Genomic DNA, 25,632 nt, shown 5'->3' with positions numbered 1-25,632 from the left:
GGGCAGCTCCGGCGAAACAGTCCTCGTCCTGAGGAGCGCGCTTTTTCGCGCGTGTCGAAGGACGGCTCCAGGAGACATCGCATCCGCGGCCATCCTTCGAGACGCCCGCCTCCGGCGGGCCCTCAGGATGAGGACCAGGGCTACAGTTGGCGGCGCGATCGAAACCCATCCTCGGCCTCACCTCACCAGCCAGCCCTGCTCGCCCGCGACCTGCTTGATGCGCTCGAGGTCCTCCTTGATGAATTTTTCGAGCTCGGCACCGGTGAGGAACGTGTCGACCTGGGAGGTCTTCTCGATGTAGTCCTTCCACTCCGGCGTCGCCTGCACCTTCTTCATGAGGTCGACATAGAACGCGGCCTGCTCCGGCGAGACCTTGCCGGGCAGCCACACGGTACGCGGCTGCTCATATTGCTTGATGTCGAGGCCCTGCTCGACGCAGGTTGGAACGTCGCCCCAGCCTTCCGTTGCGGTGACCTTCGGCCCCTGCGGCAGCCGCTTCGGGCTGAACACGCAGAGCGGGCGCTGCGTGCTGCCGCGCCATTGCCCGAGGCTTTCGCTGGGGTTGTTGACGTGGGAGTCGAGATGTCCGCCGGCGAGCTGCACAGCGGTCTCAGCGCCGCTCTTGAACGGGATATAGGTCAGCTTGACCTTGCCGACCTTCTCGATCATGCGCGTCAGCACCTCGTCGGTGTCCTTGGACTGCGCGCCGCCCATCTTGAATTCGCCCGATGCGGCCGCCTTCAGATAATCGCTCGCAGTCTTGTACGGCGCGTCCTGCTTGACCCAGAGCAGGAACTCGTCCTGCGCCATCGCCGCGATCGGCGTGAGATCGGTGTAGTTGAAGGCGACCTTGGAGACGAGCGGCTGCTGCCAGGCATTCGAGGTGCCGAAGATCACCTTGTAGGGATCACCGGCGGAGGCCTTGCCATAGACATAGCCTTCAGCGCCACTGCCGCCCCCCTTGTTGACGACGACGATCGGCTGCTCGATCAGCTTGTGCTTGGTGATGATGTTCTGCACCGCGCGCGCGAGATTGTCGGTGCCGCCGCCGGGGCCGGCGGTGGCCACGAACTCGATCGGCTTTTGCGGTTGCCAGGCGCTGAGCGCCGGCATGGTGCCGGCGAGCACGGCTGCGGCTGCGGAGAGCAGAAATGTTGACGTCCGACCCATGATTTCCTCCAGCTGATTTTTTGTCTTTTGTTGTTGTCGTATCGACGTCCGGTCAGGCGACGTGTTCCTCGCGTCTTTCCAGGGCCGAGACAATTGCGCCTTCTTTTTCGAGCGCTTCGATTCGTGACTGGTCGAACCCGTGCTCGGCCAGAACCTCTTTCGTGTGCTCACCATAGACCGGTGCGCCTGATCGCACTTTGCCCGGGGTCTCCGAAAACTTGATGGGAAGCCCGATCGTCTTGACGGGACCGAGCGTGGAGTGCTCGACCTCGACGACCATCTCGCGCGCCAGCGTCTGCGGATCGCTCAGCGCCTCCAGCATGTCGTGCACGGGGCCGCACGGTACGCCCTTCTCGTCCAGCGCCGCGAGCCAATGCGCCCGCGATTGCTTGCGGAAGCGTTCGCTGAGGACGGCTTCGAGCTCCTTCAGGTTGGCCATGCGATCGGCACCGGTGACGAAGCGCGGATCGTCGGCGAGCTCGCTCGCGCCGAGCGCTTCCAGCATCAACAGCCAATGCTTCTTGTTGGCGCCGCCGACCACGAGCCAGCCGTCCGAGGCTTCAAACGCCTGGTACGGCGCGTTGAGCGGATGCGCCGAGCCCATCGCGCGCGGCGCGGTGCCCGCGGCGAGCGCGATGGTCGACTGCCAATAGGTCTGCACCAAGGCGGCTTCATAAAGCGAGGTCTCGACCCATTGGCCTTCACCGGTCTTGAGGCGATGGGTGTAGGCGGCCAGGATGCCCATGCTCGCGAGCAGGCCGGCGGTGATGTCCGACAGCGGCGGGCCGCACTTGACGGGCGGACCGTCGGGCCGCTCGCCGGTAAAACTCATGATGCCGCTCATGGCTTGCGCGACGAGATCGAACCCCCTGCGATGCTTGTAGGGGCCGGTGCGGCCGAAGCCCGACAGCGAGCAATAGATCAGCGCCGGGAATTCCGCGTGCAGCGCCTCATAGCCGAAGCCGAGGCGCTCCATCGCGCCCGGCGCAAAGTTCTCGACCAGCACGTCGGCATCGGCGATCAGCCGGCGCAGCACCTCTTTGCCGCCGTCGGTCTTCAGGTCCAGCACGATGCCGCGCTTGTTGCGGTTCATCATCAGGAAGGAGGCCGCCTCGTCCCCGATCTTCGGCGGCACCGAATGACGGGTGTCGTCGCCGTTCGGCCATTTCTCGATCTTGATCACGTCGGCGCCCATGTCGGCGAGCATCAAGGTGCAGGTCGGTCCCGCCATGACGTGAGTGAGATCAATGACCTTGAGGCCGGCCAGCGGTCCCGAACGGCGGGAGGTGGATTGCGATGGATCGCTTTGCATCGGCTCGTCCTATTGGCCGCGCCATTGCGGCGCGCGCTTGTTGAGGAAAGCATCGAGCCCTTCGCGAAAATCCTGGCTCGTGTAGCACATCAGGATGAGGTCTTCGCCCTCGTCCTGCGTCAGCCGGCGCTGCAGACGGCTGACAGCCTGCTTGGTCGCGTTCAGCGTCAGCGGCGCATGGCTCGCGACGAGCCGGGCCACCTCGTCGGCGCGTCGTTCAAGGGCGGCAAGATCGTCGACGACCTCGCCGAGCAGCCCGACGCTTGCGGCCTCCCCGGCATCGACGAGGCGTGCGGTGAAGATGAGATCCTTGACGCGCGCGGCTCCGATCAGTGCGGTGAGACGGCTGACATTGGACATCGACAGGCAATTGCCGAGCGTCCTGGCGATGGGGAATCCGATCTTCGCAGCTTTTGTGCCGATGCGGAGGTCGCAGGCCGCGGCAATGCCCGCCCCGCCGCCGGTACAGAACCCGTTGATCGCCGCGATCGTGGGGACCCGGCATTGCTCGAGTGTGGTCAGAACGCGGTCGATACGGTTCTCGTAGTCGATGGCGTCCTGCGGCGTCCTGAATTCGCGAAACTGATTGATGTCGGTGCCCGAGGCGAAGGCCTTGTCGCCGGCCCCCCGCAGCACCAGCACCTTGATGTCATGGTCGCGATTGGCCTCCTCGCAGATCGCGGCGAGCCGCTCGTACATGGCGAACGTGAAGGCATTGCGGGCCTGCGGACGGTTGAAGGTGATCCGCCCGATGCCGCCGTCGCGCTCGAACACGAGGTCTTCTGCCGCCACTTGCAGGTCCATTTCCTCATACCTTTCTGTTTTTTACATTTTTGAATGCAAAACTCTGAATTTTCAAGCTGGAACTTGGCCATATGGGCGTATAAGTTCATTTTTGCATTCAAAACAGAGCTCAGAGCCATGCTTCACGACGAGGTCGTCAACCGCATCCGCGCCATCCTGCTCGACGGCGAAATCCCGCCGGGCGCGCGGATTCCCGAGCGCGAGCTGTGCGAGCGGCTCGAGATCTCGCGGACGCCGCTGCGCGAGGCGCTCAAGGTGCTGGCGGCGGAAGGGCTCGTGCAGCTGCTGCCGCATCGCGGCTCGCGGGCAGCAAAGCTGACCGACAAGGACATGCGCGACCTGTTCGAGGTCTGCCAGGGCTTGGAGGCTCTCGCGGGCGAACTCGCCTGCGAGCGCATCAGCGACGCCGAGATCGATGCGATCGCCGCCGCACATGCGGACATGGTGCAGCATTATCGCGAGCGCGACCTGATCCAGTACTACCGTGGCAATCGCGCCATTCACGAAGCCATCGTGACCGCAGCGGGAAATCCTGTGCTCGCCGGGCTTTACGCCTCGGTGACCGCGCGCATCCGGCGCGCGCGCTATGTCACGCCGATGACGGCGCAGCGCTGGGCGCTCGCCGTGAAGGAGCACGAGGCAATCCTGAACGCGCTTCAGCGCCGCGACGGTGTCGGGCTCGCCCACATCCTGCGTGCGCATCTGCGTCACAAGCGCGAAGAGGTGCTGCAGGCGGGCTTTGCCGAGACGGAAGGCAATGACGTCACGTTGAGAATTGCGTAACGCGCAATTCCGCGCCTTGGCGCAGCCTGCCTTTGGACGTCGCTTTCGCGCTCCGGCTATCGTTCTCGTTCAGCGTGCCGTACCGGGTAATTCCACTTGCTAGCTTGTCGCAACCGGCGCAGCATGCTTTCCGCCGCCCTCCGGCCACGTGGCCGATCGGGCGGCCGCTTACCGCGCCAACGATTGCGCAAAACAAAAGACGAAAGCGGAGGAAAAGAATGACACTCGATGTCTCGCGTCGGTCCCTACTCGCACTTGGGGCCGGTCTCGGCGCCAGCGCCATGCTCGGCAGCAGCGCGATGGCGCGGGCGCCCAAGCTCGGCACTCAGACGCCCTACTGGCACCGCTTCATTCTCGGCGATGCCGAGGTGACCGTCGTATCCGACGGACCGCTTCCGCTCGGCGATCCCTCCGGGACCTTCACCGGCGTTCCCAAGGAAGAGGTCAAGAAGATGCTGGCCGACAATTTCCTGTCGCCGGACAATGTCGTGCTCGAACAGAACTCTCCGATCGTGAACACCGGTGACAAGCTCATCCTGTTCGACACGGGCATGGGCTCATCGAAGATGTTCGGCGCCAGCACCGGACGGCAGCAGAAGAGCATGACGGAGGCCGGCATCAAGCCGGGCGACATCGATGCCGTCGTATGCTCGCATGCCCATATCGATCATATCGGCGGCATCGTCGACGAGGGCGGCAAGCCGCTGTTCCCCAACGCGCAAGTCTACATTGCCCAGAGCGATTTCGACTTCTGGACCGACGAAGGCAAGCTCGGCAGCGCGGCCAAGGATTTCGTCATCCACGCCCGCAAGAACCTGCTGCCGGTCCGGGATCGGATCAAATTCTTCAAGGATGGCGAGGAATTCCTGCCCGGCGTGCAGGCGATCGCGGCCCCCGGCCACACCGTCGGCCACACCATCTTCATGGTGACGTCGGCCGGCAAGTCGTTCGCCTTCCTCGGCGATCTCTCGCACCATTCGGTGCTGCTGCTGGAGAAGCCACGGATGGAGTTCTCCTACGATTCCGACCCGAAGCAGGCGGCGGAGTCGCGCGTCAAGCTGCTGACGATGCTGGCGGCGAACAAGATCCCGGTGATGTCCTATCACTTCGCCTGGCCAGGCTATGGCCATGTCGCCAAAGCCGGAGATGGTTTCCGCTACTATCCGGAGCCGATGAAGATGACGTTGTAGCCGTCAGTTCAGATCCGGGCGGCGCGAGCCGCCCGGATCTGTGCGGTCCCACGCGGCGAACCTTACAGGCACTCCAGGCGGGCCCGCAGCTGGGCGTCGCTCTCACGGCCCAATGCAAGCAATGCGGAATACGGGTCCCCGGCAATGCCGAGCGCGGCGGCAAACGCGGGCTCGGTCTTCATCCCGCGCGCCCTATGGTCGGCCACGGCTTTGCGCAGACGCCCGTCGTCGAGCGCGAGCAATCTCCGCTCGATTTCGAAGTGCAGCCAGCCTTCCTGCTGATCGACCGGCCTGGGATCGCCGAACAGCTCGAACGGCCAGCCGTCCCACTCGAAGCGGGCGACCACCGGCCGCCGGCTGGAGCACCATTGGTAGAGCGCAAACCCGCCACAGGCGCGGTACCGGCGCCAGATCACTTCGGCGAAAGCCACCGCGTCCAGAACATGGCAGACGACATCGATGTCGCTCAATGGCGTCGCAAGCCCCAAAGGCAGCGTCCCGACCACGCGTGGATCGAACTCCCGCAGCTCGTCGAGCAATCCCGAACTGCCGATCGCACTTTCGTAGTCCATTGATCGCCGCTGCGCCGCGAATGTCAGCAGCCGAGCTGATCGGCGATGCCGCCAAAATCCTTCGCGACGATGTCCCACTTGCCGGTTGCTTCGAAATCGACCTTCTGAAGCGGGCCGTATTCGGTCGGTCGCGCCACGAAGGCGGTCTTCAATCCGTTCTTCTGGGCGGCAGCGAGATCGCCATTGTGGGCCGCGACCATCATCACCTCTTCCGGCTTGAGGCAGAGCAGCTTTGCTGCGCCGAGATAGGTTTCCGGATCGGGCTTGTAGTGCTCGAACAGCTCGGCCGACATGATGAGGTCCCACGGCAGGCCGGCGAACTTCGCCATGTTGGTGAGCAGCGCGACGTTGCCGTTCGAGAGCGGCGAGAGCACGAACTTTGATTTCAGCCGCATCAAGCCGGCGACGCTGTCGGGCCAGGGATGCAGGCGGTGCCAGCCTTTGGTGAGGTAGTCGAGATCGGCCTCGGTGAGGCCCCTGATCGCGAATTGATCGACCAGCTGCTCCAGCGAGCGGCGATGCAGATCGTCGAGCATGACGTAGCCGCGCTCGGGATGTTGGCGCACGTCGTCCATCGAGGCCATGTACATGCCGCGCCAGCCGTCGACCAGCGCGGTCCAATCGGCGGTGATGCCGCGCTGCTTGCTCCACCACATGAAGTCGGTAATCAGGCTGGTGCGCCAGTCCACGACTGTGCCGAATACGTCGAAGACGAGGGCTTTGACGACGGAGAGATTGGATGGTGTGGTCATGCTTCGCTCCGCTGATATTTGTTTTGGCCCGGCTAGCCGGCCGAGATCGAGGGCTTTAAAGCATGATCCGTTCCATGCAACAATAGCGCTAGTTCGGCGCATCAAGCACGTGAGGGACGAGTTTGGTCGCCTACCTCAACTCGTCGGGGTGAAGCGCACCGGCCATGACAACCGTCTCTGTCGCATACATATTGCTCGAGGATGCCCGCCTCCCGGACGAGGAGGCTTTGATCCAGTCCTTACGCGTTCGTCATGCCGACATACGCTGGAACCGTAGCACCTTCGCACCGAGCGACGGTGCTGATGGTCCCCTGTTCATCCGCGCAGGAGATCATCTCATGACGATCCTCCTGATGCCTGCGCCGATACCTTTCGATCAGCAATTGTGGGAGCGGGCTTCCTGGCTGTGGCCGGAAGCTTTCCACGCCGCTCGACGCCATCGTGCGCACCTCGTGGTCGCGCCGATGGGCTCTGCCGAAGGCAATACGGAAACGAAAGCGCTGGATTTTGCCGAGAATACGTACTTCACGACCGCCTTTGTGGGTGCCGTGGTTGCGGCACTGCCTAATGTTGTCGCCGTCATCTGGGACGGAAAAATCGGCCGTTCCCCCGAGATGTGGCTGGAGCAGTCAAGCCGCGCGTTCGAGGCGTATCCAGATCAGCCGTTCGGATTGTGGATGGACATCGTCCCCTTCCGTTCCGGCAAGACCCTGGGAGCTTATACGCTCGGATTGTCCGCGTTCGCTGGACGAGAGATCGAGTTTGAGGTGGACGGGCTTGACGAACGCACCGTCACCGGCCGGGTTGCCCAGCTCTCGGCATTTCTCATCGCTGCCGACCCCGACGCGAGCTTCAAGAACGGTGAGGTGTTCAAACCGGACTCCGAGATCGACCATCGCGTTGCTGTGCTCCATCGCAAGTCGCGCTTCAACCTTGGGCCGGTCATCTCCTTCTCATCTCTTGATGATCGATCGGGGAGAATCAGGACCTATCCGATCATTCCTCCTTCCATCGCCGGAAATCATCCTCTGCTGATCATGCTGGCAAAGGTTGGGCATTTCGATCCGGCGCATCCAAGAAACAAAATCGGTCTCAAGCCTGATCACTACGTCTCCGAAGTACGCCTGGAGAGCTTCGATGAAGGCCTCGCGCAGGCGCTGTCCCGTATGATTGCAACTGACACCTATGCCGAGGCCGACATAAACGCGCGCAGCGCGCTCGCGCGCGGAGACATGGCGACCGCGAAGTCCATTCTTCAGCCCTGGGCCGATGAGGTTGGGCAGCTCCAGGGGGCCGTCATGCTGGCTCTGATGTTGCGCGACCTGCACATGTTCGCCCCGGCACCGCATCGCAGCCCATAGCAGACAGACGACGGATCCGTCTGCGACCAAAGCGCCGAGCAATCGCGCGCGGATGACCGCGGCCTCAATCCAGATGGAACTTTGCCAGCTCGCGATGCTCGGCCTTGATGTAGCGCACGGTGCCGGTGACGGAGCGCATCACCACCGTCTCGGTCTCGATCACACCGTCCTTGCGGAACTTGACGCCTGAGAGCAGCGAGCCCGTGGTGACGCCGGTGGCGGCGAACAGGCAGTCGCCGCGTGCCATGTCCTCGATGCCGTAGATCATCTTGGGATCGTTGACGCCCATCTTGGCGGCGCGCTCGCGCTTCTCCTCGGAATCGAGGATGAGGCGGCACTGCATCTGGCCGCCGATGCAGCGCAGCGCCACGGCGGCGAGCACGCCTTCCGGTGCACCGCCGGTGCCGAGATACATGTCGACGCCGGTATTGTCGGGGTCGGCGCAATGGATGACGCCGGCAACGTCGCCGTCGGTGATCAGGCGTACGGCCGCACCGGTCGAGCGCACGCTCGATATGATGTCGGCGTGGCGCGGACGGTCGAGCACGAGAACGGTGATGCCCTCGGGCTTCACGCCCTTGGCCTTGGCGAGGCGACGGACATTGTCGGCCGGCGAGGCATCGAGATCGACCACGCCCTTGTCGTAGCCGGGGCCGATCGCGAGCTTCTGCATGTAGACGTCGGGGGCGTGCAGCAGCGTGCCGCCGTCAGCCATCGCCATGGTGGCGATCGAGCCCGGCATGTTCTTGGCGCACAGCGTGGTGCCTTCGAGCGGGTCGACCGCGATATCGACCTCGGGACCTGCCTTGAGGCCGACCTGCTCGCCGATATAGAGCATCGGCGCCTCGTCACGCTCGCCCTCGCCGATCACAATGGTGCCCTGGATCGGCAGCTTGTTGAGCTCGCGCCGCATGGCGTCGACGGCGGCCTGGTCGGCCGCCTTCTCGTTGCCGTGGCCGCGCAACCGCGCCGACGACACCGCCGCCCGCTCCGTCACCCGCACGATCTCCAGCGTGAGAATGCGCTCGAGCAAGGCGTGCGGGGGGACTTCAATATGGGTCGACATCGGCTCACTCCTTCGAAACGTTTGGGACGGAAATCTCCGTCCACATCAACTCACAACGCCCGGTGTTCGTTCGAACGAACGACCGCCTTATGGCTTGAGCATGACCTTTCCGGAAAACCGCTCAGACTTTTCCGAGGTCATGCTCTAGTTCTTCTCGATCCGGATCACCTGCGGCCGTCCGCTGATCACCTTGTCCTTCTGCACGGCGGCGAGCGCACGGCGCACGGCATCCTCGTGCGTGGCATAGGTGATCAGGATGACGGGCACCGGAGCAGCCTTGCCGTCAGTGGGCGCAGCGCCGCCATTGGGATGACGCTGCACGATCGACTCGATCGAAATCTTCTGCTCGGCAAGCCGCGTCGCGATCGCGGCCGCAGTGCCGGGGAAATCGCGGGCGAGCAGGCGAATGTAATAGCCGCCCTCGTGGCGCTCCATCGGCGCCTTCTTGGTGTCGCGCAGCTGCCCGATCGGCCGGCCGAACGGATTGGCGCGGATGCCGCGCGCGACGTCGGCGATGTCGGCGACGACGGCGGATGCGGTCGCGGCACCGCCCGCGCCGGGGCCGACCAGCGTGATCGGCGGAATGCCTTCGCCATCGATCGTGACCGCATTGGTGACACCCATCACCTGCGCGATCGAGGAGGATTTCGGCACCATGGTCGGATGCACGCGCTGCTCGATGCCCTTGGCGGTGCGAACGGCAACACCGAGCAGTTTGAGCCGATAACCGAGATCGTCGGCGGCGCGAAGATCTTCCGGCGCGATGGAGGAGATGCCTTCGACATACACCGCACTTTGAGCAACTTTCGTGCCGAAAGCGAGGCTGGCGAGAATGGCGAGCTTCTGCGCGGTATCGTGGCCGTCGACGTCGAAGGACGGATTGGCCTCAGCATAGCCGAGCCGCTGGGCATCCTTGAGGCATTCGGCGAAGGACAGGCCCTCCTGCTCCATCCGGGTCAGGATGTAATTGCAGGTGCCGTTGAGGATGCCGTAGACGCGGTTGATGCCGGTTCCGGCAAGACCTTCGCGCAACGTCTTGATGACGGGGATCGCGGCGCCGACCGCTGCCTCGAAATTCAGCGCACCGCCGTGCTTTTCAGCCGCCTTGGCCAGCTTGAGGCCGTGCTTGGCGAGCAGCGCCTTGTTTGCTGTGACGACCGACTTGCCGGCACCGAGCGCAGCGTCCACCGCCGACAGCGCGGGATCGCCGGCGCCGCCCATCAGCTCGACGAAGCAATCGACCTCCGGATGCGTGGCGAGCGCGATCGGGTCCTTCGCCCAATCGAAGCCGCGCAGGTCGATGCCGCGTTTCTTCGCCTTCGAACGCGCGGTGACCGCAACCACGCGGATGCCCCGGCCGCTGCGCCCTGCGAGCACGCGCGCCTGTGTTTCGATCAAACGGATAACCTCGGCACCCACGGTGCCGAGCCCCGCTATGCCCACTTTCAGCGGTGCGACCATGATACTTCAGAAAACCTGCAGAAGAGAATTACCGCCGATTGGCGAGAGGAACCACGTTGTGCAACGTTTCGATGCCGCTTTCAAGGAAGCGGCGGACGCCGCGCGCGGCCTGCCTGATCCGTTGCTCGTTTTCCACCATGGCGATGCGGACATATCCTTCACCATGCTCGCCGAAGCCGACGCCGGGCGAGACCGCGACGCCGGATTTCTCCACCAACAGGGTCGCGAACTGCATGCTGCCGACGCTGCGGAAGGCTTCCGGCAGCGGCACCCAGGCGAACATCGAGGCCTCCGGCGCCGGGATTTCCCACCCAGCCCGGCCGAACGATTCCACCAGCGCGTCGCGGCGCTTGCGGTAGGTGTCGCGCATCTCCTTGATGCAATCGTCGGGGCCGTTCAGCGCGGCGGTCGCCGCGACCTGCACCGGCGTGAACGCGCCGTAATCGAGATAGGATTTGACGCGGGCGAGCGCTGCGATCACGCGCTCATTGCCGACTGCAAAGCCCATGCGCCAGCCGGCCATCGAATAGGTCTTCGACATCGAGGTGAACTCGACGGTGCAGTCCATCGCGCCCGGCACCTCCAGCACCGAGGGCGGCGGGTTGCTCTCGTCGAAATAGACCTCGGCATAAGCGAGATCGGACAGGATCAGGATCTCGTGCTTCTTCGCGAAGGCGACGAGGTCCTTGTAGAAGTCGAGGCTCGCGACATAGGCGGTCGGGTTCGAGGGATAGCAGACGACGAGCGCGAGCGGCTTGGGGATCGAATGCACGATCGCCCGCTCCGCCGCCTCGAAGAACTGCGGCGTCGGCTCCGACGGCACCGAGCGGATGACGCCGCCCGCCATCAAGAAACCGAAGGCGTGAATCGGGTAGCTCGGGTTCGGACAGAGGATGACGTCGCCCGGCGCGGTGATCGCCTGCGCCACGTTGGCGAAACCCTCCTTCGAGCCCAGCGTCGCCACGACCTGGGTGTCGGGGTTCAGCTTCACGCCGAAGCGGCGGGCGTAATAGGCCGCCTGGGCCCGGCGCAGCCCGGGGATGCCGCGCGAGGCCGAGTAGCGGTCGGTGCGCGGCTTGCCGAGCGTCTCCTTCAGCTTCTCCAGCACATGCGCCGGCGCCGGCAGGTCCGGATTGCCCATGCCGAGGTCGATGATGTCGGCGCCGGCATTGCGCGCAGCCGCCTTGGCCCGGTTGACCTGCTCGAACACGTAAGGCGGAAGGCGGCGAATGCGGTAAAATTCTTCCATGGCTCTCTGGGCTCCGGGCAACCGGTCAGGACAGAATCGACAGGCCGCGAGGGCCGGCACGAAAGCACTCAGGCTCCATCGCGAAAATTACTCAGAATCAAATACTTAGAGCAATCGTCGGCAACGAAGATTGAAGTCGTTCGCCCTGACTCCAGGCTGAACCGAGGTCTTTTAGCACGGCAAAGCGGAGGCGCCAGCGATTACGTTGGCAGTCTCGCGGCCACGGGCCTATTTGGCGTCCTTGGCGGCAGCGGCCTGGCGATCGCGCGCGGCGGCGAGCTCGGCCTCGATCTTGGCGCGCTGCTCCAGCGGGATGATCGCCTGATCGCGATCCGGCGGCAGATCGTGCACGGGCAGATAGCTCCCGGGCTCCCTGGCGCGCGGCGGCGCATCCGCGGGCGCCAGATCCGCGAGTTGGCTCGAACACCCGCCCAGGGCGAGCGCCGCGATCAGCACCGCGCCGCAGATCGGCAGCGTCTTTTGCAGGTCCCACAACGCCAACACTTGGGAAATCCCCTACTCGTCCCAATGCACGGCCCCGGGGCAAGCTTACCCAAGACCGTGCCCAAGCTCAAACCATTGCTGCCCAAATGGTGCGAGCGAGAAAACAACCGATGCCCAACAAGCCGAGCCGTGCGGCCCGATTGTGACGGAACCAAGAAGATTTGTCGCAGTGCAACACATCTTCGAGAGTGTTTAACGTCAAACCTGCGAGCTTCGCGGTGACGAATACGGAATGAATCGTTACTGTTCTGCTCATGAGTATGGCCACGACCGATACGCCGAAACCCGAGACGAAGTTCGACGCCGAAGCCTTTGCGATGAACGTCGCGCGGGCGATGGAGAGCGGCGGCAAGGCGCTCGCCGCCTATCTCAAGCCGCGCGAGAGCGGCGAGGTGCAGGACCGCCCGCCGGCCGAGCTTGCCGAGGTCGTCAAGACGTTCACGTCGGTCGCCGAATATTGGCTGTCGGACACGTCCCGCTCGTCCGATCTCCAGACCAAGCTTGCCAAGGATTATCTCGACCTGTGGGGCTCGGCGGTGCGTCGCATGGCCGGTCAGGACGCCGAGCCCGCGATCGCGCCCTCGCCGCGCGACAAGCGCTTTGCCGATCCGGAATGGAAGTCGAACCAGTTCTTCGACTTCGTCATGCAGCTCTATCTGCTCACGACCAAATGGGCGCAGGAGCTGGTGCGCGACGCCGAAGGGCTCGATCCGCACACGCGCCGCAAGGCCGAGTTCTACGTCCAGCAGGTCACCAACGCGCTCTCGCCGTCGAACTTCGTGCTGACCAACCCCGAAGTGCTGCGCGAGACGGTGGCGTCCAGCGGCGAGAACCTCGCGCGCGGCCTGAAGATGCTGGCCGAGGACATCGCCGCCGGCAAGGGCATGCTGAAGATCCGCCAGTCCAACCCGGACAATCTCGTCGTCGGCGTCAACATGGCGACGACGCCGGGCAAGGTGATCTACCAGAACGAGATGATGCAGCTGATCCAGTATTCGCCGACGACGGAGAAGGTGCTGCGCACCCCGCTCCTGATCGTGCCGCCCTGGATCAACAAGTTCTACATCCTCGATCTCAAGCCGGAGAAATCCTACATCAAGTGGTGCGTCGATCAGGGCATCACCGTCTTCGTGATCTCATGGGTCAATCCCGACAAGCGGCTCGGCAACAAGGGCTGGGAAGACTACATGAAGGAAGGCCCGCTCACGGCGATGGACGTGATCGAGAAGATCACCGGCGAGATGAAGGTGCACACCGCCGGCTATTGCGTCGGCGGCACGATGCTCGCGACCACGCTGGCCTGGCTCGCCGAGAAGCGCCGCCAGCGCGTGTCGTCCGCGACGTTCTTCGCGGCCCAGGTCGACTTCACCCATGCCGGCGATCTGCTCGTGTTCGTCGACGAGGAGCAGATCGCCGCGATCGAGCAGGACATGAAGACTGCCGGCGTGCTCGAAGGCTCGAAGATGGCCATGGCCTTCAACATGCTGCGCTCCAACGACCTGATCTGGTCCTACGTGGTCAGCAACTATCTGAAAGGCCAGCAGCCGAGCGCGTTCGACCTGTTGCATTGGAACTCCGATGCGACACGGATGACCCAGGCCAACCATTCCTATTACCTGCGCAATTGCTACCTGGAGAACCGGCTCTCCACCGGCACGATGGCGCTCGACAACACCCTGCTCGATCTCTCCAAGGTGAAGGTGCCGGTCTACAATCTCGCCACCCGCGAGGATCACATCGCGCCCGCGGAATCGGTGCTCTACGGCTCGCAATTCTTCGGCGGCCCGGTGAAATACGTGCTGTCCGGCTCGGGCCACATCGCGGGCGTGGTCAATCCGCCTGCCGCGAACAAGTACCAGTATTGGACCAACGACAACATCAAGAACGTCAGCGTCGCGCAGTGGATGAAGGGCGCCACCGAGCACAAGGGCTCGTGGTGGCCGGACTGGCGGGAGTGGCTGGGCGAGCTCGACCCCGAGGAAGTCCCGGCGCGCGTGGTCGGCAGCGACGCATTTCCGCCGATCGAGGACGCGCCCGGCAGCTATGTCAGAGTTCGCGCGTAGCGGAATCCGGCGCGCTTTCGTATAGACTAATTGTTTGAGCATGATCTTTTCGGAAAACCGCTACTCACTTTTCCGGATCGTGCTCTCGCCTCAATCCAGCGACGACACAGGGGACCGGCACTATGACACGCGAATTGTTCTGGCTGACACTGACGGTGATCCTGACGGGAGTTCTGTGGGTTCCGTACATCATCAACCGCTGCCAGGTTCGCGGTTTGAGCGGTGCGATGGCCAACCCCGCGCGCGGCGACAAGCCCCAGGCGGAGTGGGCAAACCGGCTGATGTTCGCCCATGACAACGCGGTCGAGAACCTCGTCATCTTCGCCCCGCTGGTGCTGATCCTGAACGCGATCGACTATTCCACGAAATGGACGGTGCTCGCCTGCGCCGTCTATTTCTGGTCGCGCATCGCGCACACCATCGTCTATGCGCTCGGAATTCCGGTGTTCCGCACCCTCGCCTTCACCGTCGGCTTCTTCGCCCAGGCCGTGCTGGTGTTGGCGATCTTCGGATTGGTTTGAAGCACTTTCCACGTCATTGCGAGGAGCCCTTGCGACGAAGCAATCCAGACTATTTCCGCGGTGGAAGCTCTGGATTGCTTCGCTTCGCTCGCAATGACGGAGGATAGAGGCCTGCCTCACTCCTCCGGCAGGCCGAGCATCAGCCGCATGTTCTGCACGGCTGCGCCGGATGCCCCCTTGCCGAGATTGTCGAGCCGGGCGACCAATAGCGCCTGGTGATATTTGTCGCTGGCGAAGACGTAGAGCTCGAGCATGTTGGTCTCGTTGAGCGCCTCCGGCTCGAGCCGGCCGCCCTTGCTCGCCTCGTTTTGCAGCGGCATCACCTTGACGTATTTCGAGCCGGCGTAACGTTTTGCCATCGCCGCCTGCAGGTCGGCGCCGCCGGGCTTGCCCGGCAGCGTGTCGAGCTGGAGCGGCACCGAGACCAGCATGCCCTGCCGGTAGTTGCCGACCGAGGGAATGAAGATCGGCCGCCGCGTTAGGTTCGAATAGAGCTGCATCTCCGGCAGATGCTTGTGCTCGAAGCCGAGGCCGTAGAGCTCGAAGGACGGGGCGCTGCCATCCTCGAAGCTTGCGATCATCGACTTGCCACCGCCGGAATAGCCGCTCACCGCGTTGACGGTGACGGGATAATCAGGCGGCAGCAGGCCAGCATCGACGATCGGCCGCAGCAGCGCGATCGCCCCGGTCGGATAGCAGCCGGGATTGGAGACCTTCTTCGCCGCCTTGATCTTGCCGGCCTGGTCAGGCGTGAGCTCCGCAAAGCCGTAAGCCCAGTCCGGCGCGACCCGGTAGGCGGTCGAGGCATCCAGCACCTTGGGCGCGTGAGCCCCCATGCCGTCGACCAGGGCAACGGTTTCCTTGGCGGCATCGTCGGGAAGGCAGAGGATGACGAGATCCACCTCCTCCATCAGCGCCTTCTTGGCCGCGGGATCCTTGCGCTTGTCGTCGGCAATGGTCTTCACCGCGACGTCGCTTTGGAGCTTCAGCCGCTCATTGATGCCGAGCCCGGTGGTGCCGGAGCCGCCGTCGACGAAGACGGTGGCCGGCTTCTTGGCCGCGCTGGTGGCCGGAGCTTTGGTGGTGTCAGCGAGGCTCATGATGCGCTCCCTTCGAGCATGTTCGTGTCGTCTGCGAAAATCTGCGGCCTTGCCTGCCGCATCAATTGTGAGATCCGCTTGGCATCGGCATCGCCGCCGTCAAGCGCATTCGCGATCGCTGCATAATCGGCATCCGACTTGTGCTGGTTCAGCTTGAAGCTGCCTTCGACCTCCTCAACGGTCATGACCAGCCCAACGATCCCTTTCTTCATCGTCTCCAGCCGACCCGCCGTCATCTTGGCCGACGTCCACGGCTTTTTCGGCAGCAGCCAGCTCTCGAACTTGGCGCTGAGCACCTCGAGCTGCACCGCCAGTTCGTCATCCGACAACAGCCGAACCGGCCCGCTCAGATGCACCGACTGGTAGAGCCAGGTCGGAACCTGATCCGGCGAGACGTACCAGTCCGGCGATACATAGGCATCCGGGCCGTTGACCGCGAGCAGCCACGACGCCTCGCCGCCCGCCAGCTTTAGCAGCGGATTGTGACGGGCGAGATGAAAGGCAGCCTGCGGCGTGCCATCTGCGGCATAGGTCAAATAGAACGGCAACGGCGAGGCGATCGGCCGCTTGCCATCGAAGGCGCACATCGTGCCGAAGCCGCGCTCCTCGGCGAATTTCAGGCTCGCGGCGCGGTCCTGCTTGAAAAAGGGTGGCGTGTACATCGTGGTCTCCTGCTGGGCCTCCTAAGGACCGCCGGATCAGATCGCGCTGACAGGAGAGAGGATGCCGCGGATCGGGTCCAGCGGCAAAGACGATGATCTCAAACGCGATCGACCGCCCAAACCGCTAAGCTGCGGCGGCGGCGACGGGCGAACAGAATGGTCGCGGCGTTGATCATGGCGCGCGGCTATAATGCCACCAGGTTCCATGGTCAAGAGCAAATCGGTTCAGTGGGACGGCAGGATGCACACAGATGTCATCGGACCGCCGTGGAATTTCTACTAGAAGTAGGGGTTTTCGAGAACGACCGGCGGGACACAACCTCTTCGCCGGCCCCGAGCCGTTCGCACCCAGCCTCAGGACATCACCATGACCGAGATTACTCGTCGCGCAACGCTAGCCGGCGCCGCCGCATCGGCGCTCCTGCCTTTCGTGAAGATTTCGCCCGCGGGCGCCGCCGCGCCGCTGGCCGAGAAGCAGAATGCGAGCTTCTATCGCTACAATGTCGGCACCCACCAGGTCACGGTGGTCTGCGATGGCGTTGCGACCGTCAATCTGACCGACAATTACGCCGCCGGCGCCAGCAAGGATGACATCAACAAAGTGTTCGCCGAGCACCACCTGCCGGCCGACAAGGTCACCCACACCTTCAACCCGGTGGTGGTCAACACCGGACCGAAGCTCGTCGTCATCGATACCGGGCTCGGTCCCGACCAGTTCACGCAGTCGAAGGGCAAGGTCGGCCAATTCCAAAACAATCTCGCCGCCGCCGGCATCGACCGCGCGGCGGTCGATACCGTCATCATCTCCCATTTCCATGGCGACCACATCAACGGCCTGCTGGCGGCCGAGAACAAGCCCGCCTTCCCCAATGCCGAGATCATGGTTCCGGCGGTGGAATGGAAGTTCTGGATGGATGACGGCGAGATGAGCAAGGGGATGGGCAATCCGATCCTCGAGAACAATTTCAAGAACATTCGCCGCGTGTTCGATGCCCTGGGCCGCAAGGTCACACAATATGAGGCCGGCAAGGAGGTCGCGCCCGGGATCACCTCGGTGGCGAGCCCCGGCCACACGCCAGGCCACAATTCCTTCATCGTCGCCTCCGGCGCCGAGAAGGTGCTGGTGCAGGTGGATATCACCGCGGGCGCAGCGTTCCTGTTCGTGAAGCATCCCGAATGGAACATCGCATCCGACGTCGACAAACCGCTGGCCCAGCAGACGCGCCGCAAGCTCTACGACATGGCGATTGCCGAGAAGATGCCGATCCAGGCCTTCCACGCCGCCTTCCCCGGTCTCGTCCGGGTCGAGAAGGACGGCTCCGGATATCGCTGGATCCCCGCGATCTGGAACGCATCGCTGTAGGCTTGCTTAGAAGGCTTGGCCTGACGCCCTGACCGGGCGGCCCCGTTGCCCGGTCAGATCACCCGCCAGATCCACTCCATGATCTTGGCGAGCACGTCGCCGAACAGCAGGAGCACGGCCGACCAGATCAGGGCCGAGACGAAGTTTGCAGCCTGGAAGGTCCAATAGGGCATCTCGAAGATGCCGGCCGCGAGCGGCACCGAGGCGCGCAGGGGTCCGAAGAAGCGCCCGATGAAGATGCTGGGGACGCCCCAGCTGCGCACGAAAGCCTCGCCTCTGGGGAGCAGTCCCGGATAGCGCGAGAGCGGCCACATCTCGGCGACCTTCTCCTTGTAGCGATAGCCGAACCAGTAGGAGACCCAGTCACCCAGCGCCGCGCCGAGGGCGCCGGCAATCCAGACCGGAAAAAAGTTGATGCCGCTGACCCCGATCAGCGCACCGATTGCCACCAGCGCGCCCCAGGCCGGGACCAGCAGCGAGATGAAGGCGAGCGACTCTCCGAAGGCCAGCACGAACACGATTGGCGCTGCCCAAGCCTGGTGAACGCGCACGAAGTCAGTGAGGGCGTGCGCAAACTGCTCCATCCAAAATAGCCTTCCCGCCCCGTCTCAAGGTGCTGCTCGATGAAAAGGACTGGTAAGCCAAGGACTTGTGTGACATCAAGTCACAAAACCCAGACATCACCAAGCCGGCACGTCAAATTGCCGGGAAATGGCGAGGCTGCGGCGTAAAATCGCCCGGATTCGCTCCCAACCCACAGCGCCCAGTCCGCCCTACGGTAACCTTTCCAAGTCAGAAGTGGCATAGTCGGCTTAACCGATTCGCCGCTTCTGCGGCCCTCAAAACCCATCAAGATATATGTCCAAGCAGTTGAAGCCAAAAGCAAAAGACGATTTCTTCGGCGGTGACGAGCCGAAGCCCCGCACAGCCGTCAAGGCGGCGCCGCGCAGTGGCGGGGAAGCCGATTACACGGCAGCCGATATCGAGGTGCTCGAGGGGCTGGAACCGGTGCGGCGTCGGCCTGGCATGTATATCGGCGGCACCGACGAGAAGGCGCTGCATCATCTGTTCGCCGAAGTCATCGACAACTCGATGGACGAGGCGTTGGCCGGGCATGCGACCTTCATCGGAGTCGAGCTGAGTGCGGACGGTTTCCTGACCGTCACCGACAACGGCCGCGGCATCCCGATCGATCCGCATCCGAAATTCCCGAAGAAGTCGGCGCTCGAAGTCATCATGTGCACGCTGCATTCGGGCGGCAAGTTCGACAGCAAGGTCTACGAGACCTCGGGCGGTCTGCACGGCGTCGGCATCTCCGTGGTGAACGCCCTCTCCTCGCGTCTCGAAGTCGAGGTCGCGCGCAGCCAGAAGCTCTACCGCATGACCTTCGAGCGCGGCCATCCCAAGGGCAAGCTCGAGGACCTCGGCAAGGTCAACAACCGCCGCGGCACGCGCGTGCGCTTCAAGCCCGACACCGACATCTTCGGGCAGAAGGCCGCGTTCAAGCCGCAGCGCCTGTTCAAGATGACGCGCTCGAAGGCCTACCTGTTCGGCGGCGTCGAGATCCGCTGGAACTGCGCGCCCGAGCTGCTCAAAGGCGTCGAGGACGTGCCGGCGGAAGCGACGTTCCACTTCCCGGGCGGCCTCAAGGACTATCTCGCTGCCGCGATCCACGCCGACACGCTGGTGCATCCGGACATCTTCTCCGGCAAGTCGGGACGCAACGGCGCGCACGGCGCCTGCGAATGGGCGGTGGCCTGGACCGCGGATGCCGACGGCTTCCTTTCCTCCTACACCAACACCGTGCCGACGCCCGACGGCGGCACCCACGAATCCGGCCTGCGCAGCGCGCTGCTGCGCGGCTTGAAGGATCACGCCGAGCGCGTCGGCCAGGGCAAGCGCGCCGCCTCCGTCACCTCGGAAGACGTGATGGTGGGCGCCGCCGTGATGCTTTCGGTGTTCGTGCGCGAGCCTGAATTCCAGGGCCAGACCAAGGATCGCCTCGCCACCGCCGAAGCGCAACGCATCGTCGAGCAGGCGATGAAGGACCCGTTCGACCATTGGCTGTCGGGCAATCCGAACATGGCCAACCGGCTGCTCGACTTCGTCATCGACCGCGCCGAGGAGCGGCTGCGGCGGCGGCAGGAGAAGGAGACCGCGCGCAAGACCGCCGGCAAGAAGCTGCGCCTGCCCGGCAAGCTCGCCGACTGCACCGATGCCGGCACCGAGGGCTCGGAGCTGTTCATCGTCGAGGGCGACTCGGCCGGCGGCAGCGCCAAGCAGGCGCGCGACCGCAAGACCCAGGCCGTGCTGCCGCTGCGCGGCAAGATCCTCAACGTCGCCTCCGCCGGCAAGGACAAGCTGACGGCGAATGCGCAGCTCTCCGACCTCGTGCAGGCGATCGGCTGCGGCACGCTCGCGCAATATCGCGAGGAGGATCTGCGCTATCAGCGCATCATCATCATGACCGACGCCGACGTCGACGGCGCCCACATCGCCTCGCTCCTGATCACCTTCTTCTATCGCCAGATGCCGCGGCTGATCGACGAGGGACATCTCTTCCTCGCGGTGCCGCCGCTCTACAAGCTGACCCACGGCTCCAAGTCGGTCTACGCCCGCGACGACGCGCACAAGGAGGCGCTGCTCAAGAGCGCGTTCAACGCCAACGCCAAGGTCGAGGTGAACCGCTTCAAAGGGCTCGGCGAGATGATGCCGGCGCAGCTCAAGGAGACCACCATGGACCCGGCCAGGCGGACGCTGCTCAAGGTGGTGCTGCTGGCCGACGACCGCGACACCACGGCGGATTCGGTCGAGCGGCTGATGGGCACCAAGGCCGAGGCGCGCTTTGCCTTCATCTCGGACAAGGCCGAGTTTGCCAGCGACGAGCTGCTGGACGTTTGAGGCGGCAACCAGACCGGCCGCACGCCAACACAGCCCCGGCCCAAAGCCGGGGCTGTGTCTTTGGGGCAGCGGCCGCCGTTTCGGACCAGTTTGCCTTGTGTGCTGCCGGGATCTTCGTTGCTTTCCGGATTCGTCTCGCGGCGACTCGGCCAGCGACTCAGCGGATGCTGCGGCCGGGAGCAGGATTGCCTCCGTCTCGGACAAAACCGAATTTGCTAACGAAACCTTACTCAAAATCGAGTCGCCAGAATTCGGTCAAGGCCTTGAAACATAACAATTTTTCTAGATCTGGGCGCGGCCGCCGCAAAATACCCCCACGCCGGCGTTTTCCGGCGACTGTGCCTGTCCGGCAACAGCATTTCGGCAAGAACCGTCTATAGTCCGGTCATCAGATGACACGGACTTCAGTGCGCTCGCGCCGACAAGGTTTGGGGATTTAAAATGAAGAAGACATTGCTCGCTCTGACCGCGGTTGCGGCGATGACCGGCACGGCCTCGGCTGCCGACTTGGGCGCCCGTCCCTACGCGAAGGCCCCGATGCCGGCGCCCGTCGCCAACTGGACCGGCTTCTACGTCTTCGGCGGCGGCGGCGGCGGCCTCTCCAATGCTGACCAGCAGATTGTCGACACCGCCACGGGTACCCCGCTGACCATCACCCAGCGTCAGGGCGGTTCCGGTTGGTTTGGTACGGTCGGCGCTGGTTACGACTGGCAGTTCAGCGGCACCTGGGTCGCCGGTGTGTTTGGCGACGCTCAGTTCGGCAGCATCCGCTCCACCATCCAGGATCCGATCTTCGACATCACTGGTAACCAGAAGCTGGAGACCTCTTGGGCCGCGGGCGTGCGCCTCGGCTGGCTGGTCGCTCCGAACGTTCTCTCCTACGTCAACGGCGGTTACTCCGGCGCTCACTTCGGCCGCACCAACTTCACGACGCTCGGCGGTACCCCGGCCGGTGTTCACCTCAATGGCTACGATCGTCACGGCTGGTTCATCGGCGGCGGCGTCGAGAACAGCCTGAACATCTTCGGCATCACCTCGCCCGGCTGGTTCATGAAGACCGAGTACCGTTCGGCCTTCTACAATGCCAAGACTGAGGCTATCCGCACCGATATCGGCGACCTCCCGACCATCAACAGCGTCCGCGCCAACAGCTGGAACCAGACGATCTCGACCTCGCTGGTCTACCGCTTCAACTGGACCGGTCCGGTCGTCGCGAAGTACTGATCTGATCTCACGATCAAGCGTCAAAGCCCCGGCATCGCCGGGGCTTTTTCGTATTGGGCCTAGCTAGCGTCCTTGCGGCCACGGCCCATTGTGTCCGTACCAGAGCTACGGCTAGTCTGTCGGCAAGTTTTCGTGGCTGCGGCAGTCGTTGATGCCGTGGAGCGCGACAGAAGCGGACCGATGGGAGGAAGGCATGCGCAGATTTCTGCTGGTGGCAGGCCTGTTTGCAACCGCTCTCGGGCTGCTCTGGATTGGACAGGGCACGGGCACGGTTCCGTGGCCGCGATCGAGCTTCATGGTCAACCAGCTGCACTGGGCCGGCTATGGCGCAGCCATGGCCGGGTTCGGGCTGGTGCTGATCTGGCAGAGCAACCAATAGAAGAACTCAGGGAATCCAAGCATGACATCCAGCCGGTTCGATCTCCGCGGCAAGGTCGCGATCGTCACGGGAGGCAATGGCGGCATCGGGCTCGGCATGGCGCGCGGCCTCGCCGATGCCGGCGCCGACATCGCCGTGGTCGGACGCAACGAGAGCAAGTCCGCCGCCGCCGTGGCCGATCTCAGGCAGCGCGGCGTGAAGGCGATCGCCGTCGCCACCGACGTGACCGACAAGGCGGCGGTCGCAGCCATGATCGACCGTGTCGTCAAGGAGCTCGGCCGCATCGACATCCTCGTCAACAATGCCGGCATGAGCATCCGCAAGCCGCCGCACGAGCTCGAGCTTGACGAGTGGAACAAGGTGATCGACACCAACCTCACCAGCGCCTTCATGTGCTCGAAGCTGGCCTATCCGGCGCTGAAGGCGTCCGGCAACGGCAAGGTGATCAACATCGGCTCGATGATGTCGATCTTCGGCGCGAGCTTCGCGACCGCCTATGCGGCCAGCAAGGGCGGCATCGTGCAGTATACGCGCGCCTGCGCCAATGCCTGGGCGCCGGACAACATCCAGGTCAACGCCATCCTGCCGGGCTGGATCGACACCGATCTCACCCGCGGCGCGCGACAGCAGGTCTCGGGGCTGCACGAGCGCGTGCTGGCGCGCACGCCTGCGGGGCGCTGGGGCGACATCGACGACTTCGCCGGCATCGCCGTGTTCCTGGCATCGCCCGCGTCGAATTTCGTCACGGGTACGGCGATCCCGGTCGACGGCGGATTCTCGGTGATGGCCTGAAGCCGGCCTGCCCGCCATCCAACAACGCAAAAAAGAAGCCCCGGACGACGCCGGGGCTTTTGAATTGAGACAGTGCTTTTCTTGATCGTTGGTCGCGTTGCGTCGACGTGCTCAGTAGCGGGCGATGGTGGGTGCGTCGAACTTGTAGCTCGCGCGCACCACGGCCCATTGGATGTCGCGCGGCTTGGCATCGAAGGTGTAGTTTCCGGAGGTGCCGCCGAGCTGATAGGTCTGGCTGGTGAAGGCCGCGTAATTGTATTCGAGGCCGACGATCCAGTTGCGGGTGACGCCGTATTCCCAGCCGGCGCCGACGGTCCAGCCGTTGGCCCAATGGGTTTGTCCGCCCGAGCCCGTCGCCACACCGACGGTGTCGGTGACCGAGAGGCGGTTGTTCGCGCCGGCATAGCCGCCCTTGATGTAGAAGAGGTTGTTCTGCACGGCGAAGCCGGCGCGCCCGACCACGGTCGCGAGCACGTTGGTACGCCAGGAGAACACGTCATCCGCGGCGCCAAACACGGTGTTCGTGAACGAGCCCTTGTTGTCGAGACCCGAAATCGTGCCTTCCACGCCGAACACGTAATTGTTGGCCTGCCAATTGTAGCCGATCTGCGCGCCGCCCATGACGCCCGCGTTGCGCTGGCGATAGCCCTCTCCCGGCAGCAGATCGCCGAACGCCGCGCCGGTGCCGTTGTTGATGAACTGCTGGTTGGTCCATGCGCCACCGATGTGGCCGCCGACATAGAAGCCGGTCCAGTTGAACAGCGGCTCGACATAGGCGGGCGCCTTCGTGTAGCGCGCACCGAGATCGGCGGCGGAGGCCGCGCCGGTCGAAACCAGAGCCGTCGTGCAGGCAAAGGCGGCAATCAACTTATTACGCATGGTACACCCCGTGTCCTTGATGGACGCACGGTCACAGACGGCTCTTACTAAAATTGAAATCAACACGGTTAACGTGGCGGTTGGGCCCGCATCGCGCCGTGAATCCGATGGCGATGTTGCAAGCGTGCAACGCATCGCGCGCGAATTCACGCCGCGTTATCCCTACCGAAGTCCTCCGCTAGGATTGCGGCGCGGCGCGCAAATGCACGTGCTCGGGCCGCACGCCGAGCGCAAGCAGGCGCGCTGGAATGCCCTGGAGCCATGGCAGCGCGGTGATGAGGCGCACGACCAGCGGCACCTTCAGCGGCCGGTCGCCGCCCTGCAAGGCGCCACTGATGATGTTGTTCTGCACGACCACCTGCATAGCTTGCGTCATCTTCACCGGGAACGCGCGACGGCGCCTGATGGCATCGAGCTCGTGCTCGGACGGGCAGCCATGCTGCAGCTTGTCCGCCAGGAGGTTCGCGGTCGCAACCGCATCCTGCACGGCGAGATTGACGCCGACGCCGCCGATTGGCGACATCGCATGTGCGGCATCGCCGATGCACAACAGGCCCGGCTGCGTCCAGCGTGTCAGACGGTTGATCGCGACGGTGAGCAGCTTGACGTCGTCGAAGCTCTTCACCTCGGCGGTGCCGGAGCGGAGGATCGGCGCCATGCGCACGACGTCGTCGAGCAGCGCCGAAAGTCCCCTCGCCTTCACCGCATCGTACTGTCCCTTGGCGATGACATAAGCGCACTGCCAATAATCGCCGCGGTCGAAGGTGATCATCATCTTGCCGGGCTCGACCCGCGCGAACACGTTCTCGGTCTCTTCGGGTGTGCGGCCGGCGCGAAACCACAGCACGTCCATCGGCGCGCCGATCTCCTCGACGCTAAGGCCGGCGCGCTCGCGCACCGTCGAATGCCGGCCGTCGCAGGCGATGGTGAGATCGGCCTCGATGTCGATGATGCCCTCAGGCGTCTTCGCCCGCACGCCGGCGATCGTCTCGCCGCGGCGGATCAGATCGATCGCCTCCGTGCTCATCATCACCTCGAGCGAGGCAAAGCGCCTGCCCGCCTCGCGCAGAAAATTCAAGAAGTCCCATTGCGGCATGAAGGCGATGAAGGGGTATTTGGTATGGAGCCGGCTGAGATCGGCAATGCGCACAGGCGTGCCGCCGAACAGGCCGTCCATCTTTTGCAGGCGCTGGTGCGGCAGCTTCAGGAAGCCGTCGATCAGGCCGAGCTCATCCATCACTTCAAGCGTCGACGGATGCACGGTATCGCCGCGGAAGTCGCGGAAGAAATCCGCATGCTTCTCCAGCACCACGACGTCGATGCCGGCGCGTCCCAGGAGGTAGCCGAGCATCATGCCGGCAGGTCCGCCGCCGACGACGCAGCAGCGGACTTTCATGGTCCTGTCAGATTGTGGGTTGGGTGTCACTGCAGACGCGAACCGCGAGGTGAGTATCGATGAAGAGATGTCCGCCGATACTAGCGCGATTCAGGTCAAAGAGAGTCCTAATTATGCAGGGCGCAGTT

24 protein-coding genes are annotated in these 25,632 nt (G+C 64.0%); 10 read left to right on the top strand and 14 right to left on the bottom strand.

Translation table 11 applies throughout. From position 1 onward, the window contains the following. Nucleotides 1-177: 177 nt before the first annotated feature. The 3 genes from N2605_RS15900 to N2605_RS15890 are packed head-to-tail and all read right to left on the bottom strand — an operon-like array spanning nucleotide 178 to nucleotide 3,286. Nucleotides 178-1,170, bottom strand: coding sequence for a Bug family tripartite tricarboxylate transporter substrate binding protein (locus N2605_RS15900; RefSeq protein WP_225140681.1), 993 nt, complete (start codon nucleotides 1,168-1,170; stop codon nucleotides 178-180). Between the two features lie 52 nt (nucleotides 1,171-1,222). Then, nucleotides 1,223-2,482 (bottom strand): CaiB/BaiF CoA transferase family protein, encoded by a 1,260-nt coding sequence (locus N2605_RS15895; protein ID WP_035999872.1) that lies wholly within the window; start codon nucleotides 2,480-2,482, stop codon nucleotides 1,223-1,225. 9 nt (nucleotides 2,483-2,491) lie between these two features. Next, entirely contained in the window at nucleotides 2,492-3,286 is a 795-nt protein-coding gene (locus N2605_RS15890; RefSeq protein ID WP_260347222.1) for an enoyl-CoA hydratase/isomerase family protein, read from the bottom strand. A 117-nt stretch (nucleotides 3,287-3,403) separates the two neighbouring features. Here N2605_RS15890 and N2605_RS15885 point away from each other — a divergent pair, with 117 nt between their 5' ends. Then, a complete protein-coding gene (locus tag N2605_RS15885; protein WP_036022947.1) occupies nucleotides 3,404-4,069 on the top strand; it encodes a GntR family transcriptional regulator in 666 nt (221 codons plus the stop codon). 218 nt (nucleotides 4,070-4,287) lie between these two features. Next, complete coding sequence (locus N2605_RS15880; RefSeq protein ID WP_036022946.1) at nucleotides 4,288-5,259, top strand: MBL fold metallo-hydrolase; 972 nt, start codon at nucleotides 4,288-4,290, stop codon at nucleotides 5,257-5,259. A gap of 62 nt (nucleotides 5,260-5,321) precedes the next feature. On the opposite strand, the gene N2605_RS15875 is transcribed toward N2605_RS15880, so the two are convergent. Beyond that, the gene (locus N2605_RS15875; RefSeq protein ID WP_109143886.1) at nucleotides 5,322-5,831 is read right to left on the bottom strand and encodes a DUF4269 domain-containing protein; all 510 of its coding nucleotides are present in this window, start codon (nucleotides 5,829-5,831) and stop codon (nucleotides 5,322-5,324) included. 23 nt (nucleotides 5,832-5,854) lie between these two features. Further along, nucleotides 5,855-6,583, bottom strand: coding sequence for a haloacid dehalogenase type II (locus N2605_RS15870; RefSeq protein ID WP_260347221.1), 729 nt, complete (start codon nucleotides 6,581-6,583; stop codon nucleotides 5,855-5,857). Between the two features lie 338 nt (nucleotides 6,584-6,921). Here N2605_RS15870 and N2605_RS15865 point away from each other — a divergent pair, with 338 nt between their 5' ends. Then, nucleotides 6,922-7,944 carry a hypothetical protein gene (locus N2605_RS15865; protein WP_260347220.1) on the top strand — a complete coding sequence of 341 codons (1,023 nt, stop codon included), beginning with the start codon at nucleotides 6,922-6,924 and terminating at the stop codon, nucleotides 7,942-7,944. 64 nt (nucleotides 7,945-8,008) lie between these two features. Here N2605_RS15865 and glpX read toward each other — a convergent pair whose 3' ends face one another. The 4 genes from glpX to N2605_RS15845 all read right to left on the bottom strand — a co-directional run bounded on the left by glpX (nucleotide 8,009) and on the right by N2605_RS15845 (nucleotide 12,224). Then, nucleotides 8,009-9,010 carry a class II fructose-bisphosphatase gene (glpX, locus tag N2605_RS15860; protein WP_036022942.1) on the bottom strand — a complete coding sequence of 334 codons (1,002 nt, stop codon included), beginning with the start codon at nucleotides 9,008-9,010 and terminating at the stop codon, nucleotides 8,009-8,011. 144 nt (nucleotides 9,011-9,154) lie between these two features. Next, nucleotides 9,155-10,471 carry a homoserine dehydrogenase gene (locus N2605_RS15855; protein ID WP_260347219.1) on the bottom strand — a complete coding sequence of 439 codons (1,317 nt, stop codon included), beginning with the start codon at nucleotides 10,469-10,471 and terminating at the stop codon, nucleotides 9,155-9,157. 28 nt (nucleotides 10,472-10,499) lie between these two features. Continuing rightward, nucleotides 10,500-11,720, bottom strand: coding sequence for an LL-diaminopimelate aminotransferase (locus N2605_RS15850; RefSeq protein WP_109143888.1), 1,221 nt, complete (start codon nucleotides 11,718-11,720; stop codon nucleotides 10,500-10,502). 228 nt (nucleotides 11,721-11,948) lie between these two features. Continuing rightward, nucleotides 11,949-12,224 carry a hypothetical protein gene (locus N2605_RS15845; RefSeq protein WP_260347218.1) on the bottom strand — a complete coding sequence of 92 codons (276 nt, stop codon included), beginning with the start codon at nucleotides 12,222-12,224 and terminating at the stop codon, nucleotides 11,949-11,951. Between the two features lie 254 nt (nucleotides 12,225-12,478). On the opposite strand from N2605_RS15845, the gene N2605_RS15840 reads away from it, so the two are divergent. Next, nucleotides 12,479-14,287, top strand: coding sequence for a PHA/PHB synthase family protein (locus N2605_RS15840; protein ID WP_225171209.1), 1,809 nt, complete (start codon nucleotides 12,479-12,481; stop codon nucleotides 14,285-14,287). A gap of 122 nt (nucleotides 14,288-14,409) precedes the next feature. Then, the gene (locus tag N2605_RS15835) at nucleotides 14,410-14,808 is read left to right on the top strand and encodes an MAPEG family protein (protein ID WP_225113555.1); all 399 of its coding nucleotides are present in this window, start codon (nucleotides 14,410-14,412) and stop codon (nucleotides 14,806-14,808) included. 116 nt (nucleotides 14,809-14,924) lie between these two features. Here N2605_RS15835 and argC read toward each other — a convergent pair whose 3' ends face one another. After that, a complete protein-coding gene (gene argC, locus N2605_RS15830) occupies nucleotides 14,925-15,908 on the bottom strand; it encodes an N-acetyl-gamma-glutamyl-phosphate reductase (RefSeq protein WP_036022938.1) in 984 nt (327 codons plus the stop codon). Next, nucleotides 15,905-16,570, bottom strand: coding sequence for an FMN-binding negative transcriptional regulator (locus tag N2605_RS15825; protein ID WP_035999927.1), 666 nt, complete (start codon nucleotides 16,568-16,570; stop codon nucleotides 15,905-15,907). Before N2605_RS15825 ends, argC begins: the two co-directional genes overlap by 4 nt. 367 nt (nucleotides 16,571-16,937) lie before the next feature. On the opposite strand from N2605_RS15825, the gene N2605_RS15820 reads away from it, so the two are divergent. Then, entirely contained in the window at nucleotides 16,938-17,933 is a 996-nt protein-coding gene (locus N2605_RS15820) for an MBL fold metallo-hydrolase (protein ID WP_035999929.1), read from the top strand. Nucleotides 17,934-17,986: 53 nt separating this feature from the next. Here N2605_RS15820 and N2605_RS15815 read toward each other — a convergent pair whose 3' ends face one another. Continuing rightward, a complete protein-coding gene (locus N2605_RS15815; RefSeq protein ID WP_035999932.1) occupies nucleotides 17,987-18,517 on the bottom strand; it encodes a DedA family protein in 531 nt (176 codons plus the stop codon). 274 nt (nucleotides 18,518-18,791) lie between these two features. Here N2605_RS15815 and parE point away from each other — a divergent pair, with 274 nt between their 5' ends. The 4 genes from parE (at nucleotide 18,792) to N2605_RS15795 (ending at nucleotide 23,229) form a co-directional block, all read left to right on the top strand. Further along, nucleotides 18,792-20,834: a DNA topoisomerase IV subunit B gene (gene parE, locus N2605_RS15810; RefSeq protein ID WP_035999934.1), complete on the top strand. Its 2,043-nt coding sequence runs from the start codon at nucleotides 18,792-18,794 to the stop codon at nucleotides 20,832-20,834. Between the two features lie 441 nt (nucleotides 20,835-21,275). Further along, nucleotides 21,276-22,058, top strand: coding sequence for an outer membrane protein (locus N2605_RS15805; RefSeq protein WP_057029089.1), 783 nt, complete (start codon nucleotides 21,276-21,278; stop codon nucleotides 22,056-22,058). Nucleotides 22,059-22,251: 193 nt separating this feature from the next. Continuing rightward, nucleotides 22,252-22,437 carry a hypothetical protein gene (locus N2605_RS15800; protein WP_036000069.1) on the top strand — a complete coding sequence of 62 codons (186 nt, stop codon included), beginning with the start codon at nucleotides 22,252-22,254 and terminating at the stop codon, nucleotides 22,435-22,437. A 21-nt stretch (nucleotides 22,438-22,458) separates the two neighbouring features. Then, nucleotides 22,459-23,229 (top strand): SDR family NAD(P)-dependent oxidoreductase, encoded by a 771-nt coding sequence (locus N2605_RS15795; protein WP_260347217.1) that lies wholly within the window; start codon nucleotides 22,459-22,461, stop codon nucleotides 23,227-23,229. A gap of 111 nt (nucleotides 23,230-23,340) precedes the next feature. Here N2605_RS15795 and N2605_RS15790 read toward each other — a convergent pair whose 3' ends face one another. Beyond that, complete coding sequence (locus N2605_RS15790) at nucleotides 23,341-24,108, bottom strand: outer membrane protein (RefSeq protein WP_036022935.1); 768 nt, start codon at nucleotides 24,106-24,108, stop codon at nucleotides 23,341-23,343. A gap of 178 nt (nucleotides 24,109-24,286) precedes the next feature. Continuing rightward, nucleotides 24,287-25,504, bottom strand: a complete 1,218-nt coding sequence (locus N2605_RS15785) for an FAD-dependent oxidoreductase (protein WP_260347216.1) — start codon at nucleotides 25,502-25,504, stop codon at nucleotides 24,287-24,289. Nucleotides 25,505-25,632 lie beyond the last annotated feature (128 nt).

This window comes from Bradyrhizobium yuanmingense, assembly GCF_025200905.1.
GTDB lineage: Bacteria > Pseudomonadota > Alphaproteobacteria > Rhizobiales > Xanthobacteraceae > Bradyrhizobium > Bradyrhizobium yuanmingense.
Note: the sequence above shows the minus strand (reverse complement) of the source record. Positions and strands in the feature narration are given on the sequence as shown.